A 24,214-nucleotide genomic window follows, 5' to 3' on the forward strand; every position below is an offset into this window, starting at 1 on the left:
GATAGAGCGCTTCCTGACGACAGAGGAGGGGAAGATATGAAAATATGGAAACCAGTCATGATGATGGTGGCTTTGGGTCTGCTCAGTGGTTGTGCCCTGCATGGCCCTCAGAGTGCTCAAGCTCCAGCCAAGGTGGCCACTCAGGGGTGGTCCCAGTACACCCAGGCCAGAGCTGCCTTTGATGAAGTCTCACCTTTTATGACCACCGCTGAGCAGTTGCAAGCGCTGGGTTTTGACCCCCGTGGAGAGATGGGGGTGATGCGTCTAAAAATGCATGAGGTCGAACCACTGCTACGGGAGAGTTGGGAAGTGGCAGGGGGCATGCCCCATGGGGTTCAGGAGTGTCAATCTGCCGGGCAAGGCTGCTACGCCTATCTGTTACAGGCCCGGGTTCGTAAGCAGGATCTAGGTGTCGCGGCAGATGCTCCCTACCGGGCACTGTTTTTGGTTAAAAATGAACCTGCCGTTCAAGAGGATATGGTGGTCTACAAAATGTGGGACACCAAGCCCCATGCACTGATGGTACGGGGTCGCACCCTGGATGGCTGGAAAAAGTTGATGCATCTGGCACGCATGTAGCGGAACTAACGCACCCGCTTCTGCCAAGAAGGGCTTTGTGGTTTTCACAAAGCCCTTTTTCTATGCGCTATTTTCTGTCTATCAGTATGTAGGAGGAGTGGGCAAGATCATGATGAAGAGCTTGTGGGATGATCGATGACCACCATCCCAACCATCAAGAACCCAGCTCTGGGACAGGTGCCATAACCGAGGCATTGGTTGTGAGGACACGCCTGTTTGCATAGAGGTTGGTTGTGGTTGAGAGGTGCCGCCACGGCACATGCTACAGATCCAATGCGCAAACGCACACCATGGCCCCTCCGCTCAGGGGAGTGGGCATGATCCCCTTGTTCCCTGTACACGGTCGGGTCAGGCGCTTTGGTGACCGTATCGATAGGCTTATTAATGGTGACAGATATACAGATCACATCCATCCTGCCTGAAGAGCTCTTAGTAGAGGGGCAGAAGAGAATAGCTTTTAAAAAAAAGGCCAGCTCATTGAGCTGGCCTTTGGTCTGTGATCTTACTTAGTGGGTAGAATAATGGGTGGGGGGTCCATGCTGCCAGCCTGTGGCGTGACAAAGCGGGGAATACCATTCACCATATTCGGCTGTTGAGCTTGGGCTATATTCAACTGCTTGACCTTAATGGCCGAAGCTCGACGCTCCCCGGCACGGCGTACCACCGTACGGGCAGGGCGCGGCGGTGTAGCGCGGATAACCCGGAAACCCAACGAGGCATGTTTTAGCTTGGGTGATAGATCGTGGCGCAGCGTGGCGCGGGCTTCATCTGGAGGGGGCGTACGCCAGCTACCACCACGGGCGGTGCGGTGCTTGGCCACCTTAGGACCACTGGGGTCCTGCTTGGGGCTTTTGCTGTAGTAGTTGGCTTGAAAGCCATCTCGCGTCCACTCCAACACATTACCGGTCATATCAAACAGACCCAACCCATTGGGGCGGCGCAACCCCACCGCATGGGTGGAGAGTCCCCCATTACCTTTATGCCAACCCACGGCACTCAGGTTATCACTACCACAGTAGTTCTCATCCCGGCCACCACTGCGGCAAGCGAACTCCCACTGTGCTTCGGTGGGGAGTTGATAGACTTGACGACCAACCTTACGGTTGATTTTACGGATAAAGCGTTGGGTATCGTCCCAAGAAACCTGTTCAACAGGGTAGTTTGGGCCCAGTTTGAAAAAGGATGGGTTCTTTTTCATCATAGACTGCCACTGCCCTTGGGTGACCTCAAAACGGCTCATCCAAAAGGGTTTGACACACACCTTATGGGCTGGGCGCTCAGGCGGCGTCAGATGTTTGTCATTACCACCCATGGTAAAGCAGCCACCGGGTACTTTAACAAAGGTAATCCCCGTATCGGCATCCACCACGCTGTTGCTATCGTGCATGGGCACGGTTTCAGGATTAGGGGTCGCAGCCAGGTGTAGGGGTTTGGCGGCGGGTTTTTTAGGCTTTACCCATGTGTACGCTTTTTTAGGGGTGCTCTTGGTGTTCTTTTGGGTAATGGGCTTGGTTTTTACAGGTGCCCGTTGGGGCTTACGTACTTTTTTGGCCGTACTTGTGGGCCGGTTCATAACCGGTTTGGCTGAAGCAACCCGCTGGATAATAGGCTTTGTGGCTGGAATAGGCGCATTAACCGTTTGGGTCGCGACAGAAGCGGCTGGAATAGGCGGTGCGGAGAGCACTTGCCCCAACGGTTTTGGACTAAAACGGGCACTGGGTTTACGGGGTGCCAACGGAGCTGCAGAAGCCACCATCGGTGCGGTATGGCCCGCAGCGGTGGATGGATACAGGCGTCCAGGTCCGGGAATCATCTCCCCTTGCATGGTACGGGGTGTATCCAGTGCCACACGGCGATTGCTCGTGGGCTGGCCATTGGGCTGTAGCAGACCAGCACCAGGTCGACCCACCGCAGGGGGTGCCGCAGGGATCAGGCCACGGGGGGCACTACCTTGGTTGGGTAAGATATGGGTTGGGGCTTGGCGTGGTTGGGGTAACAAGGCACCACCAGGAATAGAAGGTCCGGCTGTGGGGGCTTGTTGGCCACGACCCATCATGGGGGTTTGGCGCTGTCGGTGACCATTTGGATCAGGAATAGCGGTACCAGACTGTACCTCCTGAGCGGGCATAGCGGGTGTGGTTTGCATACCTGGGCTATTGAGTGCTGGACCACCGGGCATACCGGCACCGGGGGCACCATAGCCTATGTTGCCCATGGGCGCTTCACCACCCATAGACTGGGCAGGTACACCTGCATTTTGGCGCATCCATGCACCCGGTACATGGGGTCCTGCTGTACCAGGTGGCATACCCATTTCAACCCCTTGGTTGGGCATTATGGGATCATGGGTTGGGGGGTTAAGCAGGGTGTAAGCACCCCCACCACCTAAGCTATCCCAAATACGCAACATACCGCGTTCACCCAAAAAGAGTGGTTTAGCGGGGGGTCCACCATGCAGGGTGGCTGCCATAATACCACCGGGCGGTGCTTGTACGCTCTGTAGTGGTTGACCGGTACGGGCATCCCAGAGAATCCACGACTGTAACCGGTCGGCACTGAGCAGCATCGTACCATCCTGGCTAAACACCAGTTCGGTCACAGGCGCTGTGTGGCCCTCCAGAATACTGATGGGGTTTTGGTTGTGGGCTTCCCACAAAATAATACCCCCACCGGCATCGGCAGTGGCCATGCGTAGCCCACCGGGGGCATAGGCCATGCGGGTTACCGCTTTATTGTGACCTTGAAAATATCCAACCGTCTTACCGGTCACCGCTTCCCAGCGGCGCATGAGACGGGGATCATCCATATCCACCGATAGTGCATAGCGACGATCCGGGGTGAACGTAAGTAACCGGGTACGGCGCTGATGGCCCCCCAGCATACGTCCACTTTCGGTATCCCACAGACGCACGGTGCCATCATCACTGGCGGTCAGGATAAAACGACCGTCGGATGAGAAGGCAGCATCCCGAACGGGGGCTGCATGTCCGGCCAAGGAGTAGATGAGTTGGCTGGTATCCAGATCCCACAGTTTAACCAGCAGATCACCACCCGCTGTCAGTAGGCGTTGGCTCCCTGGTGAAAAAACCATGGCGGTAATGCCATTGCGATGACCGGTTAACCGCACCGCTTCATCTTCAACACCCATGGTGCGTACCTGAATACCACTCCCTTGCGCCGTCTCCGCCAGACGGTTACCGTCCGGTGAGAAAACCGCTTCACGTTTAGGGGGTGTGAGCAGGGCACGGGGATCCAGGTTACGTTGTACGGCTTTGGCCGCCTCTGGTGCCTTATGCTTGCTAGGCCCTTGATTTTCCGCTGATTGGGGCGGTGCTGTGCTATGGGCAAAGGGTAGGGCCGCATGGCTCTCCAATCCCAAAAGCATGAGCATGGGTAGAAGCATGAATCGGATAATGGTATGCATGGCTGCGATCCGGTTTCATCTGGATGTTAACAGGTGTTCAACCCTATACAGGGCCAACACATGCGGTATCAGGGTCAAGCCTAAAACCTATGGGTACGAAAGAATCTATGGATTCCAACAGCTGTAACGCAAAGATTATGCCCAAATATGTTATCCACCCCATATCCGCTTCAGATCTCGGTTACAACAGGATCAGGGGGGGGGAGAGATGAGCATGGGGTTGAGCTCTCTTTTCCTATTGGCATTTCTGGCTGCAACCATTTTGCCGCTTTCTTCCGAAGTCATGCTCAGTGCTATGATCGTTGCTGAACGCTGGCCAGCTTGGGCACTGTGGGGGGCGGCCACTGCTGGCAATGTGCTAGGGGCATTGGTAAACTGGTACCTGGGTCGTTGGTTGATGCATTGGCAGGATCATCGTTGGTTTCCTGTATCCGCTCAGGCTCTGGAGCGGGCCAAACATCGCTATGACCGCTATGGTGTATGGAGCTTACTGTTGGCCTGGGTACCGATTATTGGGGATCCCCTAACCTTGGTAGCGGGTTTGTTTCGTACACCACTCTATCTATTTATTCCCCTGGTTCTGCTGGGTAAGGGCGGACGCTACGGGGTGATTTTGTTCTTGATGTTGTAAGTTGGAGAAAAGCTCATGTCGGTCACCATCTACCACAACCCCCGCTGTTCCAAGTCGCGTCAAACCTTGCAGATACTGCAGGAAAAAGGCATTGAACCTACGGTGGTGGAGTATCTAAAAACCCCGCTGGATAAAGCAGGGTTGCAAGACCTTTTAACAAAGTTGGGTAAATCTCCCCGTGAGATCCTGCGTAAAGGGGAAGAGGCCTATAAAGAGAATAACCTTAAAGATACCGCTTTAAGTGACGACCAGCTGTTGGATGCCATGGTAAACCACCCCAAATTAATGGAGCGCCCTGTGGTGGTTCATGGCGACAAAGCAGCTTTGGGTCGCCCGCCTGAGTCGGTGTTGGATATTCTCTAATGAGATCATGAGGTATATGAGCCCCTGCTGGGTTAACCCGAGCAGGGGCTTTTTCGTTTTATCCCACAACACCTCTTGGCGCAGCCTTGCCCCATAGTAACTATCCACACATCATCTATATGGGCTGGGTAGAGCAGGCTGTTTTTCTGCCAATACTCATGTGTATATCTACCGCACTTGACCCATGACATATGCAAGGGTAGGGGCGCTTAAGCCAGGTGTTTCATAAAGTTATCAGCCCCATATTGGTGGACCATCCACTTTACAGCGCCAGCTGTTTTTGGGCCTAATACCCCATCTTGCTTAACCAAATGGTGTTGGTCGGTTGGTTGGTCTGCCGTACCATAGGCTGTGTGTGTGGCAGGTTGTTGCATGCGCTGCTCCAGCTGGTTTACGACGGACTGTAACCGTGTGACCGCTTGCTTTGGACTGGACTTCTTAGCCTGTTTTTCCAGCAGCTCTCCTACTTCATCCACACCCTATTGCATATCCTTACCCGCCCAATCAAGAACCGGTTGGTCTGCACTTTTCCAGCGGTTTGGCTGGCGATGTGCCCTTTTATCTAACAGGCTTATAACCTGTTTACCACGGCTTTGCCTGTAGTTATCAGCCAGTTTATTAAGATCACCCTTTAAGCTTGAATAGAGATGATCAAAGTTGTCTTGTTGGGCGTGATTATTCATCACAGCTTCCTGTTCTTGCTTGCTCCAGAACTTAGGGGGCTTTCGCGCCGCTTTAAATAAAGGATGATCACCCGTTTTTAGTTTAAATTTTAGCGGCTTAACCGTAGGCATAGGGCTAGGGTTGTTGAGTAAGCTGGTGTTTGGTCTCTGTTCGTTTGGTTGGGGTGTATGGGGTTCAGACGGTGGTGTTACGGTACGTTTTTGCGGGGGTTGGCTAGGTGATTTGTTTTGTGTGCCAACCATGTCGTCTTTTTGGGTCTTTTGCTCGCGTGGCTCATCACGACTATTCTGGGTAGCACGTCGTTGGTGATATCTTTCTAGCCAGCGGTTTTTTGCTGCCTTATTGATTTTCTCTGGAATACCCAATTGCAGAATCATCGCATCCCATGAATCGGTGTTGTCTGAGCGGCCATCCTTGCTGAAGTTTGCAATATATTCCAAACCCATACTTAGTTTATTAGACAGCTCATTCTCCTTGTTCATATCCAAGTTATCCCATGCACCCTTGGCATAACCAACAAGGATATCCAGAATACTATCCCCAAGGGGAATCCAATTATCCTTGCCAACCAACTGGGCGAGGTAATAACCGGAAAAAGTTTCTTTAGGTAATCCATTGTTTTTATACACTTCAATGTGATAATCATGGATTCTTATAGAGTCTACAGGTTTCCAGTCATTACCTTTGAGCAGTTTGTAATGTGCTGTCATTAAACCCTGACGAACCTTTTCAATAAGAGCGGTTGTTACCGTAACCCCTCTTTCTTCTGCCACGCTGCGCATAAACTCACCGGTTAGGGCTCCCATGGCAGCCATGGTTCTATTATCTGCCATTAAACCACCACTGGCGCCGGCCAAACCCATTTGACCGTATGCTACCCCAGCATTTTTTATAGTTTGATAAAAGGCGATGGGGTCTTTGTTATTAAAAGCCTGGGTTAGACGTTTTTGTTCAGCTGGATGATACCTCTGTTTATTGGACCATGTGTTCACTGACTTTTCCTCTCATAACCTTGAAGTTTCAGTTTAATGCCCTCAAAGATCTCTTGGGCTTTTTGAAAATGTGGATTATTGATCCCAACTTTAATGATGAGATCATCTTCGTAAAATCCATATGCTCTGGTCACACCGAGATCTCCCGGTGTAGGGGTATAAGAAGCCACAAGATGTTCATCAACAATGCATAGCTTCTCTTCTTTATCAAAAAAATGAGCTGGATCTTGTTCTACACAGTAGGTGTTATCAAACACCCATACTTTATTGGGGTTGGATTGCGCATATTTAAAATCTTTTTCAATTGAATTTTTAAAAGCTCTACTATTAAAAAAAACGATCAGCATTTCATGTTTTTGTATGCATAGGGAGTCTCCATGACACTGAATACCTAACACATCCTCTTCGATCTCAGAGGTAAGGTTGGGATAATAAAACTGCAGATTAACTGCATCGTTAATGTGTATTTTTTCTCCCTGTTCTCCTGTACGGGTTGGTGAAGAAAAAATGATGGGCACATAGGGTAGTGGGATATCAAAAATGCGCCCCCCTATCTCTAAATGATAGTCAGGATCTGCATAGATCTGTATCCAGATATAAGTGCCCAGGCTAAAAGTGCAGAGCACCAGCAAAAGAAAGCGAAAAAACGTAGCCATACTCATAACCCAATCCGTCATCATACAGGTGATAACCAAACGCATAGTCTTAAAGTTATAATAGAGCCCATGACTAAACGAATCAATCTAAAACAAGAAAAGCATGAAGTGTATTAAAGCTTTGCTTAACAAAAACCCGTTTTTGGTGGTTGCTTATGCTGCTAACCCAGCATGCTTAAAACGCTAAAAATAATGGATCTTTGTTATTAAAAGCTTGGGTTAGACGTTTTTGTTCAGCTGGATGATACGTCTGTTTGTTGGACGATGTGTTCACTGACTTTTCCTCTCATAACCTTGAAGTTTCAGTTTAATGCCCTCAAAGATCTCTTGGGCTTTTTGAAAATGTGGATTATTGATCCCAACTTTAAGGATGAGATCATCTTCGTAAAATCCATAGACACTGACCACACCGAGATCTCCCGGTGCAGGCCTAAAAAAAGCCACCAGATATTCATCAACAATGCATAGCTTTTCTTCTTTATCAAAAGAGTTAATCGTATCCTTTTCTACACAGTAGGTGTTATCAAACACCCATACTTTATTGGGGTTGGATTGCGCATATTTAAAATCTTTTTCAATTGAATTTTTAAAAGCTCTACTATTAAAAAAAAGGACCTGCATATCATATTTTTGAATGCATACAGGGTTTCCATGACACTGAATACCTAACACATCCTCTTCGATCTCAGAAGTAAGGTTGGGATAATAAAACTGCAGATTAACATGTGTATTTATATGGATTTTTTCTCCCTGTTCTCCTTTACGGGTTGGTGAAGAAAAAATGATGGGCACATAGGGTAGTGGGATATCAAAAATGCGTCCCCCTGTCTCTAAATGATAGTCAGGATCTGCATAGATCTGTATCCAGATATAAGTGCCCAGGCTAAAAGTGCAGAGCACCAGCAAAAGAAAGCGAAAAAACGTAGCCATACGCATAACCCAATCCGTCATCATACAGGTGATAACCAAACGTGTAGTCTTAAAGTTATAATAGAGCCCATGACTAAACGAATCAATCTAAAACAAGAAAAGCATGAAGTGTATTAAAGCTTTGCTTAACAAAAACCCGTTTTTGGTGGTTGTTTATGCTGCTAACCCAGCATGCTTAAAACGCTAAAAAATAATGGTCTTTGTTCTGCTGGATGATACGTCTGTTTGTTGGACCATATGTTCACTGACTTTTCCTCTCATAACCTTGAAGTTTCTGTTTAATGCCCTCAAAGATCTCTTGGGCTTTTTGGAAATGTGGATTATTGATACTAAGTTTAAGGATGAGATCATCTTCGTAAAATCCATATGCTCTGACCACACCGAGATCTCCTGGTGCAGGCCTAAAAAAAGCCACCAGTTGTTCATCAACAATGCATAGCTTTTTTTCATTCTCAAAAGAATTAGGCGTATCCTGTTCTACACAGTAGGTGTTATCAAACATCCACACTTTATTGAGGTTGGATTGTGCATCTTTCAAATACTTTTTAATTGAATTCTTAAAAGCTCTACTGTTAGAAAATACAACAGTAATATCATATATTTGTGTGCATAAAGAGTCTCCATGACACTGAATACCTAACACATCCTCTTCGATCTCAGAGGTAAGGTTGGGATAATAAAACTGCAGATTAACTGCATCGTTAATGTGTATTTTTTCTCCCTGTTCTCCTGTACGGGTTGGTGAAGAAAAAATGATGGGCACATAGGGTAGTGGGATATCAAAAATGCGGCCCCCTATCTCTAAATGATAGTCAGGATCTGCATAGATCTGTATCCAGATATAAGTGCCCAGGCAAAAAGTGCAGAGCACCAGCAAAAGAAAGCGAAAAAACGTAGCCATACGCATAACCCAATCCGTCATCATACAGGTGATAACCAAACTAGTCTTAAAGTTATAATATAACCCATGACTAAACGAATCAATCTAAAACAAGAAAAGCATGAAGTGTATTAAAGCTTTGCTTAACAAAAACCCGTTTTTGGTGGTTGCTTATGCTGCTAACCCAGCATGCTTAAAACGCTAAAAATAATGGATCTTTGCTATTAAAAGCTTGGGTTAGACGCTTTTGTTCTGCTGGACGATACGTCTGTTTGTTGGACGATGTGTTCACTGACTTTTCCTCTCATAACCTTGAAGTTTCAGTTTAATGCCCTCAAAGATCTCTTGGGCTTTTTGAAAATGTGGATTATTGATCCCAACTTTAAGGATGAGATCATCTTCGTAAAATCCATATGCTCTGACCACACCGAGATTTCCTGGTGCAGGGGTATAAGAAGCCACCAGATGTTCATCAACAATGCATAGCTTCTCTTCTTTATCAAAAAAATGAGCTGGATCTTGTTCTACACAGTAGGTGTTATCAAACATCCACACTTTATTGGGGTTGGATTGCGCATATTTCAAATCTTTTAAAATTGAATTCTTAAAAGCTCTACTGTTAAAAAATACAACCGTAATATCATATAATTGTGTGCATAAGGAGTCTCCATGACACTGAATACCTAACACATCCTCTTCGATCTCAGAGGTAAGGTTGGGATAATAAAACTGCAGATTAACTGCATCGTTAATGTGTATTTTTTCTCCCTGTTCTCCTGTACGGGTTGGTGAAGAAAAAATGATGGGCACATAGGGTAGTGGGATATCAAAAATGCGTCCCCCTATCTCTAAATGATAGTCAGGATCTGCATAGATCTGTATCCAGATATAAGTGCCCAGGCTAAAAGTGCAGAGCACCAGCAAAAGAAAGCGAAAAAACGTAGCCATACGCATAACCCAATCCGTCATCATACAGGTGATAACTACACGTGTAGTCCTAAAGTAATAGCATAATAGAAAACCAAACTCATTCAAGTGAAAAGCCATTAGGTGTGCATGAACGAGCATGCAAACTTAGTTAAACGCTTTGGTTTTGGGTCGGTGTCAGCGTATCAGCATAGAGTGCCACAGTATGGTGGTTGTTTGTTAACGTTGTTATTGTTGTGTGCTGTTGGGCAAAAAAAAGCCCCCAAACTGGCGTTGGGGGCTTTTGCATGATCATCAGAAGCAGGTCTGCTTTTTATGGGGTCAACCCAAGGGTTACTTGACCAGCTGACGGCTCTGGTTATTCAAGTTATGGGTTAACGCTCCAAGGTCGACATTGCGGTTGACCAGGGCATCCATCACTTCATCAACCAGTACATCGATGGCTTTAACCACAGGTTCAGAGCGTTCTAGCGTGACCACATCCTTTGTTGGGCTTGGATTAAGGATTGGTGAACGTTCTTTACCTTGTGCTCCACTGGGTGGTGAAGCCTTAGGCTTGGCCTGGGTTGAAGCTTGGACACGAAGCGTGTTGCTGATGTCGTTCATAACTCTCTCTCGACAAGCAACGTGAGGTTTTGGTTGTCTCCCCCCACAACAGCAGACTTTTAGCAAGCCTACCTTAAACCTCACAGTTAAAACATTCTCTCGATAGGATGACCATCATCCTATCAAGCCCTACTGTATTCTACAATTAACTGGTCATATGACCTTGTAGATCATCAATACGTAAGCGCCATGCCCGATAGGTGGCTGGTGGGATGGCATCTCGATCCTCTTCCAGAGCGCCGAGCAGACGTTGGCTCAGGTCTTCCAGAGGTAATCCTTTTTCAGCAGCGGTACTAAGATGGGTAGCATCTTTGCTTTCACCGTGCAGCAGCTTGGTTAGAGCAGCCCGTAGATCAGTGCTTAAACCATTGATGACTTCCATCCAGCGTTTTTCCAAATTGGGCGGTAGAGGGTGATCCCCCAGGCGCTCTTTGGGGTTGCTGGTACCCAGTAGCTGCCCAAAAGCTTCCATCTCTTCTCGGCTAAGCATTTGGTGCAGGGCTTCGGGGGTAATGCCTTTGCTTTGATCATAGCCGGGTAGCATGGCACCTTGTAGGGCGCGCTCGGGCATGACCGCTGCGGCGGTTACCACGGGTTCAACCTTAGTGGATGGTTTGGTCTCCACTTGACGGCTGGCTTCTTCCAGGGCGCTATCAAAACCCGGTGCATGATCCATTGGTGCGTTACCCGCACCTGTTTTGGTCTGCATCGGGCCCTGGGGCCGATGGGCCGTTGAGGTGATGTGCAACATGGTTGGTCCTCCCTAGACCCCGGTTCTATTGCCGGTATTCGATCCATGAAATGTGGTGATTCCTTCACCACGAGCATGCCTAATCCACAGCTGACCACATGATCTTAATATCGTCGATACTGCGGTACATCCTAGTAAGAGATAACCTCTTGTTATCCCACCTTTGCTTCCGTGCAAAGGGCACAATTGTCTGACGCGCTGGGCGATCAAAAAATGGTGCTTTTTTTAGCTTTTACATCAAAGGAACCGCACCAATCCCGGACGTGGGCTGGTTTGTATTCCTTTTTTACGGGGCTTCACATGCCGTGAGTGCCCATAAAAACAGCTCCAGTAGAGCATGTTGTTCATCAAAATCTTCACGACCATGGTTATGACAGGAGAGTTCCGCCATTAATCGGCGGGTCCATGCCCGATATGAACCATGGGGCTGATTACCCTGATCTGATTTGGAATCAGGTAAGGGAAAACCAACCGGTGTGCTGCTTTCAAAAAAGCGGGCGGCCAAGTGATCGGCATCTTCGTCGCTGATCATATTGACGGCCATATCCCAAGCCCGATGGACTGAAGCTGGGGCACCCTTTGGAGGAAAACACCATGCGCGTACTGTGCCAATCTCAAAGAGATCGTCATGGCGTATTTCAGAAAAAGTATCGTAAATGTCTGAATCTATGGATTTTAAAGTTTTAAAGTTATCGGTATCAAAGCCATGTCGGTTTGAAGTATGACTGGGTTTCATGGTCGCATCTCCCTTGGTTTTGTGCAGACCGAATGGAAAGGGCCAATATTTTGTGGACAAAATCATGACAGCCACGTCATGAGACCTTGCTTCACTTGGATTTCCGGATTCTTGAGACCTGTGCAGGATGGAATGCAACGCTTATGCCGAGCAGGCGGGTTTGTATTTTTTTTAACTTATTTCAAAAAAAATGCATTGTACGATGAAGAGAATGAGCATTTTGGCCGATCTAAGAGTACAAGCCCCAAAAGAGGGCGCGTGATGTGGTGGATTTTTTTGAGGTATACATACTCTTAAAGATAAACCCCGCAACACGCATGGGAGTGGTTAAAAACGATAAAACTGTCTGTACAATCAGAGGTATGTCAAACGGCATGTGGCTTTGCTTGGCCTATTTTCTTATGAAGGATGCATGAAAATAGACCAAATGGGCGATAGGTAATGTACCTTGATTGGTCAGATTAGGTTGTACGGGTTTAAGTGACCCGAGAAGGAGCTCCCATGGGTGTCTGGTGTTGTATGAGCTGTGACTATGAGTACGATGAGGCGGTGGGATCTTCCGCCACTGGAGCCGAGCCAGGTACGGCTTTTGGCGCCCTGCCTGAGGATTGGCGCTGTCCGGTGTGTGGTTTATCTAAAGCCCATTTCCAGAATGAAGACGAGCTGGAAGCGGATGCCCCTATCGAATTGGCGGAAGCCGATGATGAAGAGATCGACTTTTAGGAACAAGCCATGTTGCTTACCCGAGTGAAGACCAAACATAAGCGTGCACTGCTGGTAATGTCCTTGGGACTTATGCTGGCGGCGTGTGGTCCAACGGAATTCTCCGATCTGGAGCTACGTAAGGGTCGTGCCTATCTTAAAGGATCCCTGGCGCCCTATTCAGGTCCTGTGGTTGCCTTCTACCCTGCAAAGGAGGAGGGGGCAGACCGTAAGATCTATATGGAAGGGCTATATGCCAACGGTTTAAGGGATGGTACCTGGACCACCTACCGTACCAATGGATCAAAAATTGAAGATAAATATGTGTTTGGACGGCGCAACGGTCAGATCAAACGGTTTGATTCCCGAGGTAAGGTCCGTTCAGAGGAGTCCTACTTTAATGGGCGCCGTCATGGAGGTGCTGTCTATTACAAGAAGGATGGCAAAGTCGCACGAAACCTCTACTACCAAGAAGGGAATGTACGCGCCTATCCTAATCCAGCTAGGCGTGCACAGATTGAGGCCAAAATGAAAGAGGGGCCTAGCGACGATCTGCTCCACATTAAGTAGAACCGACCTTGACCAGACCCCTTTTTCGCAGCTGCGGTGTCCCTTATCGACGACTAGACCCTGAACGGGTCGCGGGTCGCTTGAGCCGCTGCAGCAACTCGTCCTGCACTGAAGCTGCTTTACCCATGTCTTGATCCATTGCTTGTTGATCCCGTTTGCGGAAAGAGTACTCCCGCACAAAATCGGAATATTCCGAGCTTTGAAAACTCATGACACGGTAACGGCCCTGACCACAATGACGGCACAGGGTCCCAGAACCTGCCCAGCCTTCATGGCCATTTTCACTTCCGGTACAACTGTTTTGACCACAACGTACCTCACCACAGCCCACGCACACATAGATATGCGCTGGACGCCCACTACAGATGGGACATCGCATTACTGAAATTTCTGGCATCTCTTTCATGGCACCAACACGCTTTTTTAAAAGAGCGGAGATCTCGGGCTCCGATCCTGCCGCTGTCAAGATCGGACAAACTGGTGTTGCATAAAACCAGTTAGCAACGCTTGTGCCACAAAAATAAACCTTATATATCAAAGCTATATAAATATTTACTGTCTGGTTTAAGGCATTTTTTTCCTCTTTTTTTGGGGTAGGAAGCAGAAAGGTTCGGCTCAATAGTTGACGCATGGCTTTTTGCACGCCAGAATTAGTGAAGGATCGGTTTTCTTACTGACCTGAGTATGTGATTCTTCGAGAGATTTGCAGGATTTACGTAATGACGCCATGTCAGTTCGGGGTAGGGTGCCATTTGGGCCCTGTGAGGCGTGGGTGTGGTTAGTGAAATGAGTGGGTTAACAGGGAACGAAACAGAAGACCAGTGACTCCAAGTTGGGAGAATTGGTCGTGATCTCTATGATCCCCTCTCCACAGGATGTGGCAGCGAGAGTGACGCATGAAAAAGAAAATTTCAGTCAATCAGCTTGAACCGGGTATGTATGTCAGCGATTTCAACAATGGTTGGAATGAAGATGCCCGCTCAGGAAAGGACCCCAACGCACTGCCCCAGCAGATGCTGCTAAACAGTGATGGGGATGTTCGGCGTGTGTTAGCCGATAACTCGATCCGGGAAGTCTATATCGATACCGATAAAGGTAAAGATGTAGAAGGGGCAAAGACGCAAGCCGAGATTGAAGCTGAGCTGGCTGCGCAGATGATGGAGCTGGGGGAGGATGACGATGCGCTCGACCTACCCAACCCCAATATTGATAAAAAGCCCATTGAAGAAGAGCTGGACCACGCCCATGAGGTTAAGCAGAAAGCCCGCCGTCTGGTTGGGGATATGCTTGATGATGTGCGTTTGGGTAAGACCATTACCGTTGGTCCGGTGAAGGATATGATGAAGGACATGGTGGAATCCATGTTCAGTAACAAAGATGCCATGCTCAGTTTGAGTATGATTAAAGCTAAAGATGAATACACCTTTATGCACTCTGTCAATGTAGGGGTGTTTTTGGTGGCTTTTGCCCAATCTATGGAGATGTCACCAGAAGATCTGGTGGCGGTAGGTGTGGGGGCGATGCTGCATGATATTGGTAAGATGAAAACACCTCAGGAGGTTCTCAACAAGCCAGGTAAGTTGAGTGATGAGGAGTTTTTGCAGATGAAAATGCATGTGGTGCATAGTGAGAAGATTTTAGAAGCTGCACCCGGTATTAGTGAGCTGAGTGTGCAGATCGCAGGTCGTCACCATGAGCGTTGGGATGGTTCAGGGTATCCGCGCAAGCTTAAAGGTCAGGACATTGGCCAGATGGGCCAGATGTCCGCCATTGTGGATGTATACGATGCCATTACCTCCGACCGGTGTTATCACAAGGGTAATTCACCCCACCACGCTTTGAAGCGGATGATGGAGTGGAGCAAATTCCACTTTAACCCAGAACTGTTCCAGAAGTTTGTTCAGTGTGTGGGGATCTACCCCATGGGTACCCTGGTCAGTTTGAACAATGGTTATCTGGGGGTTGTGCAAGAGACCACAGACAGCTTATTGCATCCGGTTGTGCGTCTGCTTATTGACTCCAAAAAGAAAAAGAAATTGAAGCCCGTTACGCTCAACCTGATTGAACGTAAAGAGGATAAGGGTTGGGCTGTGGCAGGTGTGGAAGATGCCCGTAAGTGGGGTGTGGATCCTAAAAAACATATGCCCAAACCGGAGCTGTTTAACTAAGCAGTCCCGAACAGATAGGTAAAAAAAAGAGCGGTATCTTTATAGATACCGCTCTTTTTTTATCCCTTGGCGCTTCCCCCTATGCACCACACCCTGGGGTCGTAGCGCGGCTGTTCGACCCCTTTATACCGACGCACAGCCTAACTCTGTTCCAACACATATCATCTCTTTAACCTCATCTATCAACCACACTTGGGGTATTGGAATGTGTGTATAGCCACGAATCAACAAGGTGTGGATACCCTTCTAAACAGGGTTTCCACATAATCTCCTTAACCTAAAAAATAGGTCGCACCTCTCGAGTGCTCATGGATGTGGGGGTTTGGGGGGGAATGTGTCATGAAAACCCTGCGCAACCAGCCTGTTGTACTGCTGTTTGGATGGCTGGTCCAACCAGTACAGATAGTGCTCCATAAAACCAGGTTGTGTGCGTAATTTCTTAATCTCCTGATTAACACGCGCGATAACCTGCTCACCCCATGGGGTTTTGGGACAACCAACATAGGCGTGTTGCGCCCAGTTGGACTCCAAAATGGGAATGGTTAGGAAGGTCTCTGGTGCAATGGAAAGCTCTTGGGCCAAAAAGCGTACTTCTGATGGAAAAGCGATGGTGTAGTCAAACCGCTTATGGTTGAGCATGTTGATCAAAGGTTTGGTCACACTGTCACGGTTAGAGGCCAAGCTGTTGGTGGGGTTGGTGTCATGTTCAATAATGGGCGCCAGGGTTTTGGAGTAGGCGCGCGCATGGGTGTAACCCAGGATCAGATCCGTTTGGTTCAACAGTTGCCTTAAGGAGAGGGCCCCGTTGGGGTCAAGATAGGGCTGAAAGCGCGGTAGATCCTCTGCTCGGATGACAAATTTGGCGGGCAATACAAACATAAAGGGTAGGGAGTAGGTGATGTATTGTGCTTGGTTCTCTGTCCAGAGCAGGCCAGAGGCACACACCTGCTGTTGGGCCTTAATGGTCTCTAACACCCGTTTAATATTGGTTGTGCTGCGGCTATGTTGATACTGCGGCAACCGCTGTTTGATATCCTGCTCCATATGATCAACAAAACCTTGGCCTTGTAAGGGGCCAGAAACCACATAGATGGGTGGAAAATCAAAAATAAGCCACCGTATGTTGGTGGGTGTCATCTGTGCCATAGCAGGTATGGCTTGCAGGTAAAGTAGCAAGACGAACATATGGATGAGGGGGCGGTGGGGCATAGGGTTCATCCTCAAAAAATATCTGGATCATTGATCTTTCTATGATCATTGTTAGCCAATGGGTCACTTTAACTCAAGTAACGTGATCGGTGTGGTGTGACATCTCTTTCTTCCAGAGTATGGGAAGAAGGTGCAAAGGGTGGGGGTATTTAAAAATACCGCCTACACAATGGCCTGTCTAAATGGGGTTTAAAGCTAGGTGAACCCTTAATCCAATAGCCTCTTGATAAATTTTGGGCTAAATTAATATGGTTAATGAAAGAGCTTTTTTTCCCTCAGGAGAACCCAATGCAAGCCCGCCTACAGATCACCATCATCGGTACTGGTTTTGCCAGCATTGCCGCGATTAAACAGTTGCGTAAATTAGACGGTCTTGGCCGGTTGGAGATCAGTGTTCTTGCGCCCAAGCCTACTTTTGTACATCTACCGAGTATGATCTGGATTCCATCGGGTTTACGTAAGGCTGAAGATGTCACGGTAGACTTGACCAACTTCTTTGACCGCACGCATGTCAATTATATACCCGGTGCAGCGGCTGAAATTACCCATGGTGGTCGTACAGTGGTAACCACCAAAGGGGAGCGTATTGCCAATGATGGTCTCATCATCGCCTGTGGTGGTACCTATATGCAGAAAGCACCAGGGGTGCAGAATACTTTAAACCCCTGTACAGGTTTGGTGGCATCGGAGCGGGTGCGAGATCGGCTCAAACAGATGCCAGGTGGTACCATCGCCTTTGGTTTTGCGGGTAACCCTAACGAACCAACGGCGGTTCGGGGTGGGCCCATGTTTGAGTTCCTCTTTGGTATGCATACCCAGCTAAAACGTGAAAAACGCCGTCAGGATTTTAAACTGGTTTTCTTCAATCCTATGAAAGAGCCAGGCAAGCGGTTGGGGCCTCAGGCGGTTAAGGGGCTTTTGGCCGCGATGGAAAAACGGGGTATTGAGACCCATTTGGGTCATAAGATTAAACAGTTTGGTCAAGATTTTGTGCGGACAGAGGGTGGTGAATTTGCGGCGGATATGACGCTGTTTATCCCCGGTATGCGGGGTCTGCCCATGTATGAGCAGAGTGATCTACAGCTCTCCCCAGGTGGTTTTATTCAGGGGGACCAAAACTGTCGTGCCCAAGGTATAGAGCGTACCTATGTGGCGGGTGATGCCGCCAACCTCCCGGGCCCGGAGTGGAAAGCCAAACAGGGTTATGGTGCAGGTATGCAAGCCAAAGCAGCGGCCACCAATCTGTACGATGAGCTGGCCGGTCGGGAAATTGGGGCGACCTATCGTAATGAGCTGCTCTGTGTGGTGGATACATTGGATACGGGTATGTGGGTACAGCGTTCCCCCAAATTCAACTTTATCTTACCGCCCCTGCGTTCCATGCACTATGTCAAGCGTGCGATGGAGTGGAAAAACCTTGCCCCACTCCGTTAACAAACGGTCCATGCCTTAATCTACAGCGAGAAGGGAGCCGAACGATGTTCGGCTCTTTTTTTTACCCCGCCAGAATATCGATAAAAGATCATCTTTGAAGTCTCCTTCTATTGTGCTTGACCTGTCTATAGGTGACGGGTTGATGGTAAGGGTCAGAAGCGTTTCTGACCTCTATAAAGTCTAACCACAAGCAAAGGAGTTGATCATGTCTCAAGCCACTATGAATGTCGCCCGTTGGAGCAGCCTATTTCGTGAACTGGGTTTAAGTGATGCTCAAATGCAGCGGTGGCATGATCTGTTTGAAGCCCGTTATCCAGAAGGGCATCAGGCTTTTCTCATCTGGCTGGGTTTGGAAGAAGTGGACATACAAAAAATTCGTCAACAGAGTGGTGCCTGATCGATAGATAGGTAGAGCCCCATGTGGGCTCTTGCCATTTATTAAAGGAATAAGCTATGCACACCATTAGCCGTTTGGCCAAGCAGTTTGGTCTTTCACGGAGCACACTGGTTCATTATGACACGATTGGATTACTCAGACCCGCGGGACGTTCCACCAGTAACTATCGGCTGTATGATCAGGTTGACGTCAAGCGCTTGGAACGCATTGTCGCCATGCGTGAAGCCGGGCTTTCTTTAGAGACTATTAAAGAGCTGCTACAGACAGAACAACCTGATCAGGTTGTGGAAGCTTTGGAGTTCCAGCTTCAACAGCTGCATGAACAGATGGGGGTGTTACGTCGTCAGCAGGAGAAAACAGCCCGGCTACTGGCCCACTATGGTGGCAACCTGGTTGAGAAAGTGATGAATAAGGCACAATGGGTGGCTCTGATGCGGTCAGCTGGTATGAGCGATGAAGATATGATGACCTGGCACCGGGCTTTTGAAGCCTCCAGCACAACCGCGCACCGGCACTTTCTTTTCTCCCTGGGTTTAGAAGAGGCGGAAGTGACCATGATACAGGATCAATCCAAAGCATTGTAAACCATGGAGTGCTGCTCTAGGGTCGGGTTTATGCGGGAAGAAGCAGAATAAACCCCTATTCATTGATGACTTTATGGGTGCTTTGTATCACCAGTTTAAACAAACATCTTAAGGTGGTTGCGCCTCATTTGCATCTTCATAAAAAAATGAAATGTTTTAAACATAGAGAGTAGGGTATGGTTTAACAGGGATTATGGTTGAATGCCTATAACCAGAATGAACCGTGTCTGGTTGTGACTATCCTTTATGAAATAGGGCCTCTATGCGGTTATATCTGAAAGGGTTAAAGCATGTTTATGTTGCGTAACAGCCAAATTCTCAACCGGTTACTGCCGACGCTTTGTTGTGCGGTAAGTTTGCTGGTTGTGCCAACTGCTCAGGCTATGGATCGAGATAAGCCTTTATTGGCGGTGTTTATGGCTGGGAAGACTCGAAGCGATCTGGCATTTGTTGATCCACAAGGTCGGGCTTTTGGTCAAGGTTTGAAGGTTTCCAATGCCTATATTAAGCAAGGGTATTTTTTAGCGATGCCCAAAGGTTTAACCCGTAGCGGTGATCTGGTTCGACGGTGGTATGACCGTACAGGTCGTGAAGTGCCCATGCCTACATTTGATGGCAAGAACAAGGTAGAAGCTTCCGTGATGTCGGCTGAAGGTCTGGGGCTGGTGTTTTGGAAGGATAAAGGGCCGAGGAAATATGGATTTGTTAACCTAAAAGGTCAAATGGCTTTTAAAGAGGTTTTTTCAGGTGCCCGTAGTTTTTCGGAAGGGTTGGCAGAAGTGCGCCAGATGAAAACCAAAAAGTGGGGCTTTATTAATACCCAAGGCCGCTGGGTCATTGCACCCCAATACAAAGGGGTTATGCCCTTCCGTCAAGGTATTACCTCGGTTCAAAATCAAGCTGGTCAATGGGCGTTGCTTGATCAAACCGGTCAAGCACTGACCGATTTTTCTTGTAGCCGTGCTCTGAATATTAAACAGGGTATTGCCCTGTGTAAGCTTGCGAATAAAAAGGGTGTGATGCTCTATTCTAAGCTTGGCAAAGCTCTGTTGTCTCAACCCGCCAAATCCATTTCCTGGGTTGGGTTCGGCTGGAAGGTAAAAGATTCTGATGGCCAAGTTATGTTACGAGATGCTCAAGGTAAATTACGGATTAAAAAAGGTCTGGTCGCAGATATAAGCACAGGTTTGGGTGATGGTTTGTTCCGGGCAAAGGCCACCCAAAAGGGGCCTTATGGATATATGAATTTAGAAGGAACATGGGTGGTTAAACCCAAGTATGTCAAAGCTTCCATCTTTTCTGAAAAACGGGCTTTTGCCCAAACAGATCGTAAACAGCCGGTTGAGATGATTAATACCAAAGGCCAAGTGATACAAACCCTGCAAGATGTGTATAACGCTGCTCAGTCTGGACCCATGCAACAGGGGTTGGCCGCAGTTGTTGCTAAAAAAGGGAAAGAACCGGCCAAGGTTGGCTACATTACCCCTGATGGTACGTGGGGGATAGCCCCCAAATTTAATAAAACACGTTTGAAAGATCAGGCGTTTGTAAATGGGGTGGCACCAGCTTGCCTGGATAAATATCCCAATGTACGTTGTGGGATCATCAATCCAAAAGGGGGTTGGGTTATCGGCCCCAAAGCAGAATGGATAGGGATTAAGGCAGGCTTTCACTAAAGCATCGCCTTTTCAATGTATTGTTAAGGCTTGGTCCCACCGATGGGCGGAGAGCTGTGCCCATCGGTGGGGTCGTCTAAGCGGTTTTAAGGATCAAAAAAAGGGGAGTATCGAGAGATGTTTACCCCTCATTCTTCTACTCAAGAAGTTGAACTACACTATGTAGGGTATGGCTGTCCCATATTTGTGGGGAGCACGGCATCAGAAGAGGTGTGCATTCAGTAAACGGGTCGGCTTTTAGACATAGCTGGGGTAGGGGGGCAAAAGAGAGCGCTCTATATCAACACGGGTATTTCTGGTGATGCGTCGCTAACGATGCGCACTTTGACCCGGTGATACAGTGCGATAGAGCGTTAACTCTTTTGACCGGCCTGCATTTATTGATAACGTACAGCTTGTATACCGTGGTGAGCGTCCCTATGTTCAACCTTGTCGTGCAAAAGCTCTGTACGGATAACATGTATCTGTTTTGCACCAAAAGAGATCATAACCCAAACCCTATCTGATCTCGGCTGTTCTCCCTTAAGGCTGCTTTATAACCGTACCTAGCTCAAATATACAGAGGCCATATTTTTGCACCCATGTCGGCCTTACTTCGCTCCGGGTCGTTTCATATTGGGCAAAGCGTAGCGCTGGATGGTACGCAGCAGAACATCTTTCTTAAAGGGCTTGGTCAGGTGACCATCGCACCCGGCTTCAATACTGGCCTCACGATCTTCCTTAAAGGCATGGGCCGTGATAGCCAGAACAGGCATACGTGGGGTGCCTTGTTCCCGCTCCAAAGAGCGCAAGGTGCGTGTGGCACTTAGGCCATCCAGCTCGGGCATCTGAATATCCATAAGAATCAGATCATAACGGCGTTTTTTAATGGCCTCCAAGGCTTCAAGACCATTACCAACAATATCCAGTCGATAGGCGGTCTTTTTAAGAAAGCGTTGAACCAACAGCACATTGTCTGGGCTGTCCTCAGCCAACAGAATGGCAATGGGTGTCTGTAGGGTGGGGTCGCTGGCTTGTTCTTGTGCGGTACGGGGTTTGATCATGCCCATGGCATCCATCAGCATCTGGATGGCATCTCCCATACTGTGGGGTTTTTGAATGTAGTGTGCACCCAGGTGTTCCGCTTGTTTGGTCCAGCTCTCTGGATCTTCCCAACCTGCGATAATCCAGTGAAAGCCCCGATCACCATATTGGGTTTTAAGGGTGGCCAATTGACGGAAGGCCGATGCCGGGTCATGGCCACTTTCCAGCCAAACAATAGCGCCGGTTTGCCCTGATTTTAACTGTGGGTCCAGCTCAGGTACCTCTTTGAAGTAATAGACCTCACGGCAGTGGTAGAGCAGCTGGTGGCGCAGTACTTCACTATGGTTATGGGTCATACCACATAGATAGAGATCTGGGCGGGGGTCCAGCAGCGACTTAGGCTGTGCAATATCGGGTTTTTCAATGGGGAACTCAAACCAGAAACGGCTTCCCTGACTAGGGGTGCTTTCGACCTGAATTTCACTACCCATCAGTTCCACCAAATGGCGGCTAATGGTCAAGCCCAAGCCGGTTCCTCCAAATTGACGGGTAACGGCTAGATCAGCCTGGGTAAAGGCTTCAAAGATAGCGTTCAGCCGTTTTTCTTCAATCCCAATGCCGGTATCAGAGATCATAAAACCAATGCTGTAAGGGACCTCTTCACTACTGGTTAAATATGCGCGCAGCTCCACTTGGCCGGTACTGGTAAACTTAATGGCATTGCCAACTAGATTAATGATCACCTGCCGCAGCCGGATGGAGTCGACAAACACATGGGCAGGCAGATTGGGGTGTGGATTAAACAGCAGATCAATCTGCTTGGAGCGGGCCCGTTCCACCATCATGCTGGTGATATCGTCCAGTAGGGTACGTAGATCGGTATTGACCGGTTCAATTTGAATTTGGCCGGCCTGAACCTTGGACAGATCCAAAATATCATTCAGCAGATCCATCAACTGATCACCCGCCCGCTGGAAGGTGGTAACAAAGCGGGTTTGTTCCCGGTCCAGCTCTGTATCTTTAAGCAGGTCGGCCATACCCACAATGGCGTTCATCGGGGTGCGGATCTCATGACTCATGGTTGCAAGAAAGCGACTTTTGGCCGCATTGGCCTCTTCCGCTTGACGCTTGGCAACCGCCAACTGCCGATTATTCTTATGTAGCTCTACTGTGCGCTCTAAAACTTGGCGGCGGAACTGGCTGGTACCCATGCGTAGGAGGGTGTAAACCAATAGCTCTACCAATAAAAAAGCGCTAATGGCAAAAAGGATATTATCCCGGAATTTATCATCAAACTCTGCGACTTCCGTCGAAGCATCGCTCCACACAGCGACTTTACCAACGGGTGCGCTTTCAGGATTTTGCATGTTACGAAAATCCAATAGCGCAAAGCAGGAGAGGGCAATGGGGTGGCCACGAAGTTCAATGATGCGTAACCGGCACATCTGATTTTTTTGGCGGAATATCTCTGGCTTGGCAAACAGATCAGCCAAGGCATCGTTATTGGTTGAAGCTTCGGTGACAAAGACATTATTGGAGGGGCGTTGGGCGGTAAAACGGGTGAAGACCTCTGGCCACCAAGTGTTGCGGGCATGCTCAACAGTCATTAAAACCGCAAAGTCTGCCACCATTTGGCCTTTGAGGTTTTTTAACATGGTCTCAAAACTGGTACCTGCTTCCACAGACCCGACAAGCACGGGGGGTTGCTCCGCCTTAGGGGTCATAATAACGGGAACCACACCCCGGATACCTGCATAGACCCGTCCAGACTCAAACCCCTTGGTGGGCTCCATATAGCGATTGCTGTGCACAATGGTGTGGCGGATGGTGGAGAGATCATCCCCAAATTTCTTGGGTTTGTGTACCCGCAGGAATGAGGTGTCTTTGGGGCCGAGATGAAAATGCAGTTGACGGATCTCATAATTGCGCTGCATCGCGCTCCAGCCCGGTTTCAGAAACTGGTAGAGATCTTGACGAATGGCATTGGCTCGGGGTCCACCTGCACCACCGCCCTCTTGGTCCACAGCCAGACGTCCCTGTAGAAACCGTTGACGAATTTCAGGGGTATTGGCCATTAGCGTGGCGATTTGCTGCATATGGCTGGAGGTGCTGATCAGGGTGTGGTTAAAAGCATCCCGGTAGTTGTCCGCTTTACGGGCCAGGTTTTGCCATAACACATTTTTGTCGGCTGTATAGTTCAGCCATACAAACGAAGCATCGATCAGCGCGATCAGAATCGAGATGATGATAAATAGACGCCGGGAGGAAGTCTTGCCAGAATCCATAAAAACC

General features: G+C 48.5%; 23 protein-coding genes. 10 read left to right on the forward strand and 13 right to left on the reverse strand.

All coding sequences use genetic code 11. From position 1 onward, the window contains the following. Nucleotides 1-36: 36 nt before the first annotated feature. A complete protein-coding gene (locus tag V5T57_RS05895; protein ID WP_332890246.1) occupies nt 37-579 on the forward strand; it encodes a hypothetical protein in 543 nt (180 codons plus the stop codon). 502 nt (nt 580-1,081) lie between these two features. Here V5T57_RS05895 and V5T57_RS05900 read toward each other — a convergent pair. Beyond that, on the reverse strand, nt 1,082-4,003 hold the full coding sequence (locus V5T57_RS05900) for an SUMF1/EgtB/PvdO family nonheme iron enzyme (RefSeq protein WP_332890247.1): 2,922 nt from the start codon (nt 4,001-4,003) through the stop codon (nt 1,082-1,084). A 208-nt stretch (nt 4,004-4,211) separates the two neighbouring features. Between V5T57_RS05900 and V5T57_RS05905 the strand changes: the two genes are divergently transcribed. Further along, entirely contained in the window at nt 4,212-4,634 is a 423-nt protein-coding gene (locus tag V5T57_RS05905) for a YqaA family protein (protein WP_442918169.1), read from the forward strand. A gap of 15 nt (nt 4,635-4,649) precedes the next feature. Beyond that, nucleotides 4,650-4,997, forward strand: coding sequence for an arsenate reductase (glutaredoxin) (gene arsC / locus V5T57_RS05910; RefSeq protein ID WP_332890249.1), 348 nt, complete (start codon nt 4,650-4,652; stop codon nt 4,995-4,997). Between the two features lie 209 nt (nt 4,998-5,206). Here the strand turns inward: arsC and V5T57_RS05915 are convergent, their stop codons facing one another. The 9 genes from V5T57_RS05915 to V5T57_RS05955 form a co-directional block, all read right to left on the reverse strand. Continuing rightward, entirely contained in the window at nt 5,207-5,473 is a 267-nt protein-coding gene (locus V5T57_RS05915) for a lysozyme family protein (RefSeq protein ID WP_332890250.1), read from the reverse strand. Nucleotides 5,474-5,476: 3 nt separating this feature from the next. Next, nucleotides 5,477-6,538, reverse strand: a complete 1,062-nt coding sequence (locus V5T57_RS05920; RefSeq protein WP_332890251.1) for a hypothetical protein — start codon at nt 6,536-6,538, stop codon at nt 5,477-5,479. 131 nt (nt 6,539-6,669) lie between these two features. Continuing rightward, entirely contained in the window at nt 6,670-7,353 is a 684-nt protein-coding gene (locus V5T57_RS05925) for a hypothetical protein (protein ID WP_332890252.1), read from the reverse strand. 246 nt (nt 7,354-7,599) lie between these two features. Continuing rightward, a complete protein-coding gene (locus V5T57_RS05930) occupies nt 7,600-8,283 on the reverse strand; it encodes a hypothetical protein (protein ID WP_332890253.1) in 684 nt (227 codons plus the stop codon). Between the two features lie 217 nt (nt 8,284-8,500). Beyond that, nucleotides 8,501-9,184 carry a hypothetical protein gene (locus V5T57_RS05935; RefSeq protein ID WP_332890254.1) on the reverse strand — a complete coding sequence of 228 codons (684 nt, stop codon included), beginning with the start codon at nt 9,182-9,184 and terminating at the stop codon, nt 8,501-8,503. 243 nt (nt 9,185-9,427) lie between these two features. Continuing rightward, entirely contained in the window at nt 9,428-10,111 is a 684-nt protein-coding gene (locus V5T57_RS05940; RefSeq protein WP_332890255.1) for a hypothetical protein, read from the reverse strand. Nucleotides 10,112-10,399: 288 nt separating this feature from the next. Next, the gene (locus V5T57_RS05945; protein WP_332890256.1) at nt 10,400-10,672 is read right to left on the reverse strand and encodes a hypothetical protein; all 273 of its coding nucleotides are present in this window, start codon (nt 10,670-10,672) and stop codon (nt 10,400-10,402) included. Nucleotides 10,673-10,817: 145 nt separating this feature from the next. Beyond that, entirely contained in the window at nt 10,818-11,423 is a 606-nt protein-coding gene (locus V5T57_RS05950; RefSeq protein ID WP_332890257.1) for a hypothetical protein, read from the reverse strand. A 286-nt stretch (nt 11,424-11,709) separates the two neighbouring features. Then, nucleotides 11,710-12,159, reverse strand: a complete 450-nt coding sequence (locus tag V5T57_RS05955) for a hypothetical protein (protein WP_332890258.1) — start codon at nt 12,157-12,159, stop codon at nt 11,710-11,712. A 501-nt stretch (nt 12,160-12,660) separates the two neighbouring features. On the opposite strand from V5T57_RS05955, the gene V5T57_RS05960 reads away from it, so the two are divergent. Together V5T57_RS05960 and V5T57_RS05965 are read left to right on the forward strand one after the other, a co-directional pair. Beyond that, nucleotides 12,661-12,882, forward strand: a complete 222-nt coding sequence (locus V5T57_RS05960) for a rubredoxin (RefSeq protein WP_332890259.1) — start codon at nt 12,661-12,663, stop codon at nt 12,880-12,882. 9 nt (nt 12,883-12,891) lie between these two features. Next, nucleotides 12,892-13,431: a toxin-antitoxin system YwqK family antitoxin gene (locus V5T57_RS05965; protein ID WP_332890260.1), complete on the forward strand. Its 540-nt coding sequence runs from the start codon at nt 12,892-12,894 to the stop codon at nt 13,429-13,431. Nucleotides 13,432-13,474: 43 nt separating this feature from the next. Here the strand turns inward: V5T57_RS05965 and V5T57_RS05970 are convergent, their stop codons facing one another. Further along, nucleotides 13,475-14,062 (reverse strand): hypothetical protein, encoded by a 588-nt coding sequence (locus V5T57_RS05970; RefSeq protein WP_332890261.1) that lies wholly within the window; start codon nt 14,060-14,062, stop codon nt 13,475-13,477. A gap of 265 nt (nt 14,063-14,327) precedes the next feature. On the opposite strand from V5T57_RS05970, the gene V5T57_RS05975 reads away from it, so the two are divergent. Next, complete coding sequence (locus tag V5T57_RS05975; RefSeq protein WP_332890262.1) at nt 14,328-15,599, forward strand: cyclic di-GMP phosphodiesterase; 1,272 nt, start codon at nt 14,328-14,330, stop codon at nt 15,597-15,599. A gap of 306 nt (nt 15,600-15,905) precedes the next feature. Here V5T57_RS05975 and V5T57_RS05980 read toward each other — a convergent pair whose 3' ends face one another. Then, nucleotides 15,906-16,808, reverse strand: a complete 903-nt coding sequence (locus V5T57_RS05980; protein WP_332890263.1) for a TIGR02285 family protein — start codon at nt 16,806-16,808, stop codon at nt 15,906-15,908. A 288-nt stretch (nt 16,809-17,096) separates the two neighbouring features. On the opposite strand from V5T57_RS05980, the gene V5T57_RS05985 reads away from it, so the two are divergent. The 4 genes from V5T57_RS05985 (at nt 17,097) to V5T57_RS06000 (ending at nt 20,899) form a co-directional block, all read left to right on the forward strand. After that, complete coding sequence (locus tag V5T57_RS05985) at nt 17,097-18,242, forward strand: NAD(P)/FAD-dependent oxidoreductase (RefSeq protein ID WP_332890264.1); 1,146 nt, start codon at nt 17,097-17,099, stop codon at nt 18,240-18,242. A gap of 205 nt (nt 18,243-18,447) precedes the next feature. Further along, nucleotides 18,448-18,639 (forward strand): MerR family transcriptional regulator, encoded by a 192-nt coding sequence (locus V5T57_RS05990; RefSeq protein ID WP_332890265.1) that lies wholly within the window; start codon nt 18,448-18,450, stop codon nt 18,637-18,639. Nucleotides 18,640-18,695: 56 nt separating this feature from the next. Continuing rightward, nucleotides 18,696-19,223 carry a MerR family transcriptional regulator gene (locus tag V5T57_RS05995; protein ID WP_332890266.1) on the forward strand — a complete coding sequence of 176 codons (528 nt, stop codon included), beginning with the start codon at nt 18,696-18,698 and terminating at the stop codon, nt 19,221-19,223. A 290-nt stretch (nt 19,224-19,513) separates the two neighbouring features. After that, nucleotides 19,514-20,899, forward strand: coding sequence for a WG repeat-containing protein (locus V5T57_RS06000; RefSeq protein ID WP_332890267.1), 1,386 nt, complete (start codon nt 19,514-19,516; stop codon nt 20,897-20,899). Nucleotides 20,900-21,489: 590 nt separating this feature from the next. On the opposite strand, the gene V5T57_RS06005 is transcribed toward V5T57_RS06000, so the two are convergent. Continuing rightward, entirely contained in the window at nt 21,490-24,207 is a 2,718-nt protein-coding gene (locus tag V5T57_RS06005) for an ATP-binding protein (RefSeq protein ID WP_332890268.1), read from the reverse strand. Nucleotides 24,208-24,214: the final 7 nt, after the last annotated feature.

This window comes from Magnetococcus sp. PR-3, assembly GCF_036689865.1.
Classification (GTDB): domain Bacteria; phylum Pseudomonadota; class Magnetococcia; order Magnetococcales; family Magnetococcaceae; genus Magnetococcus.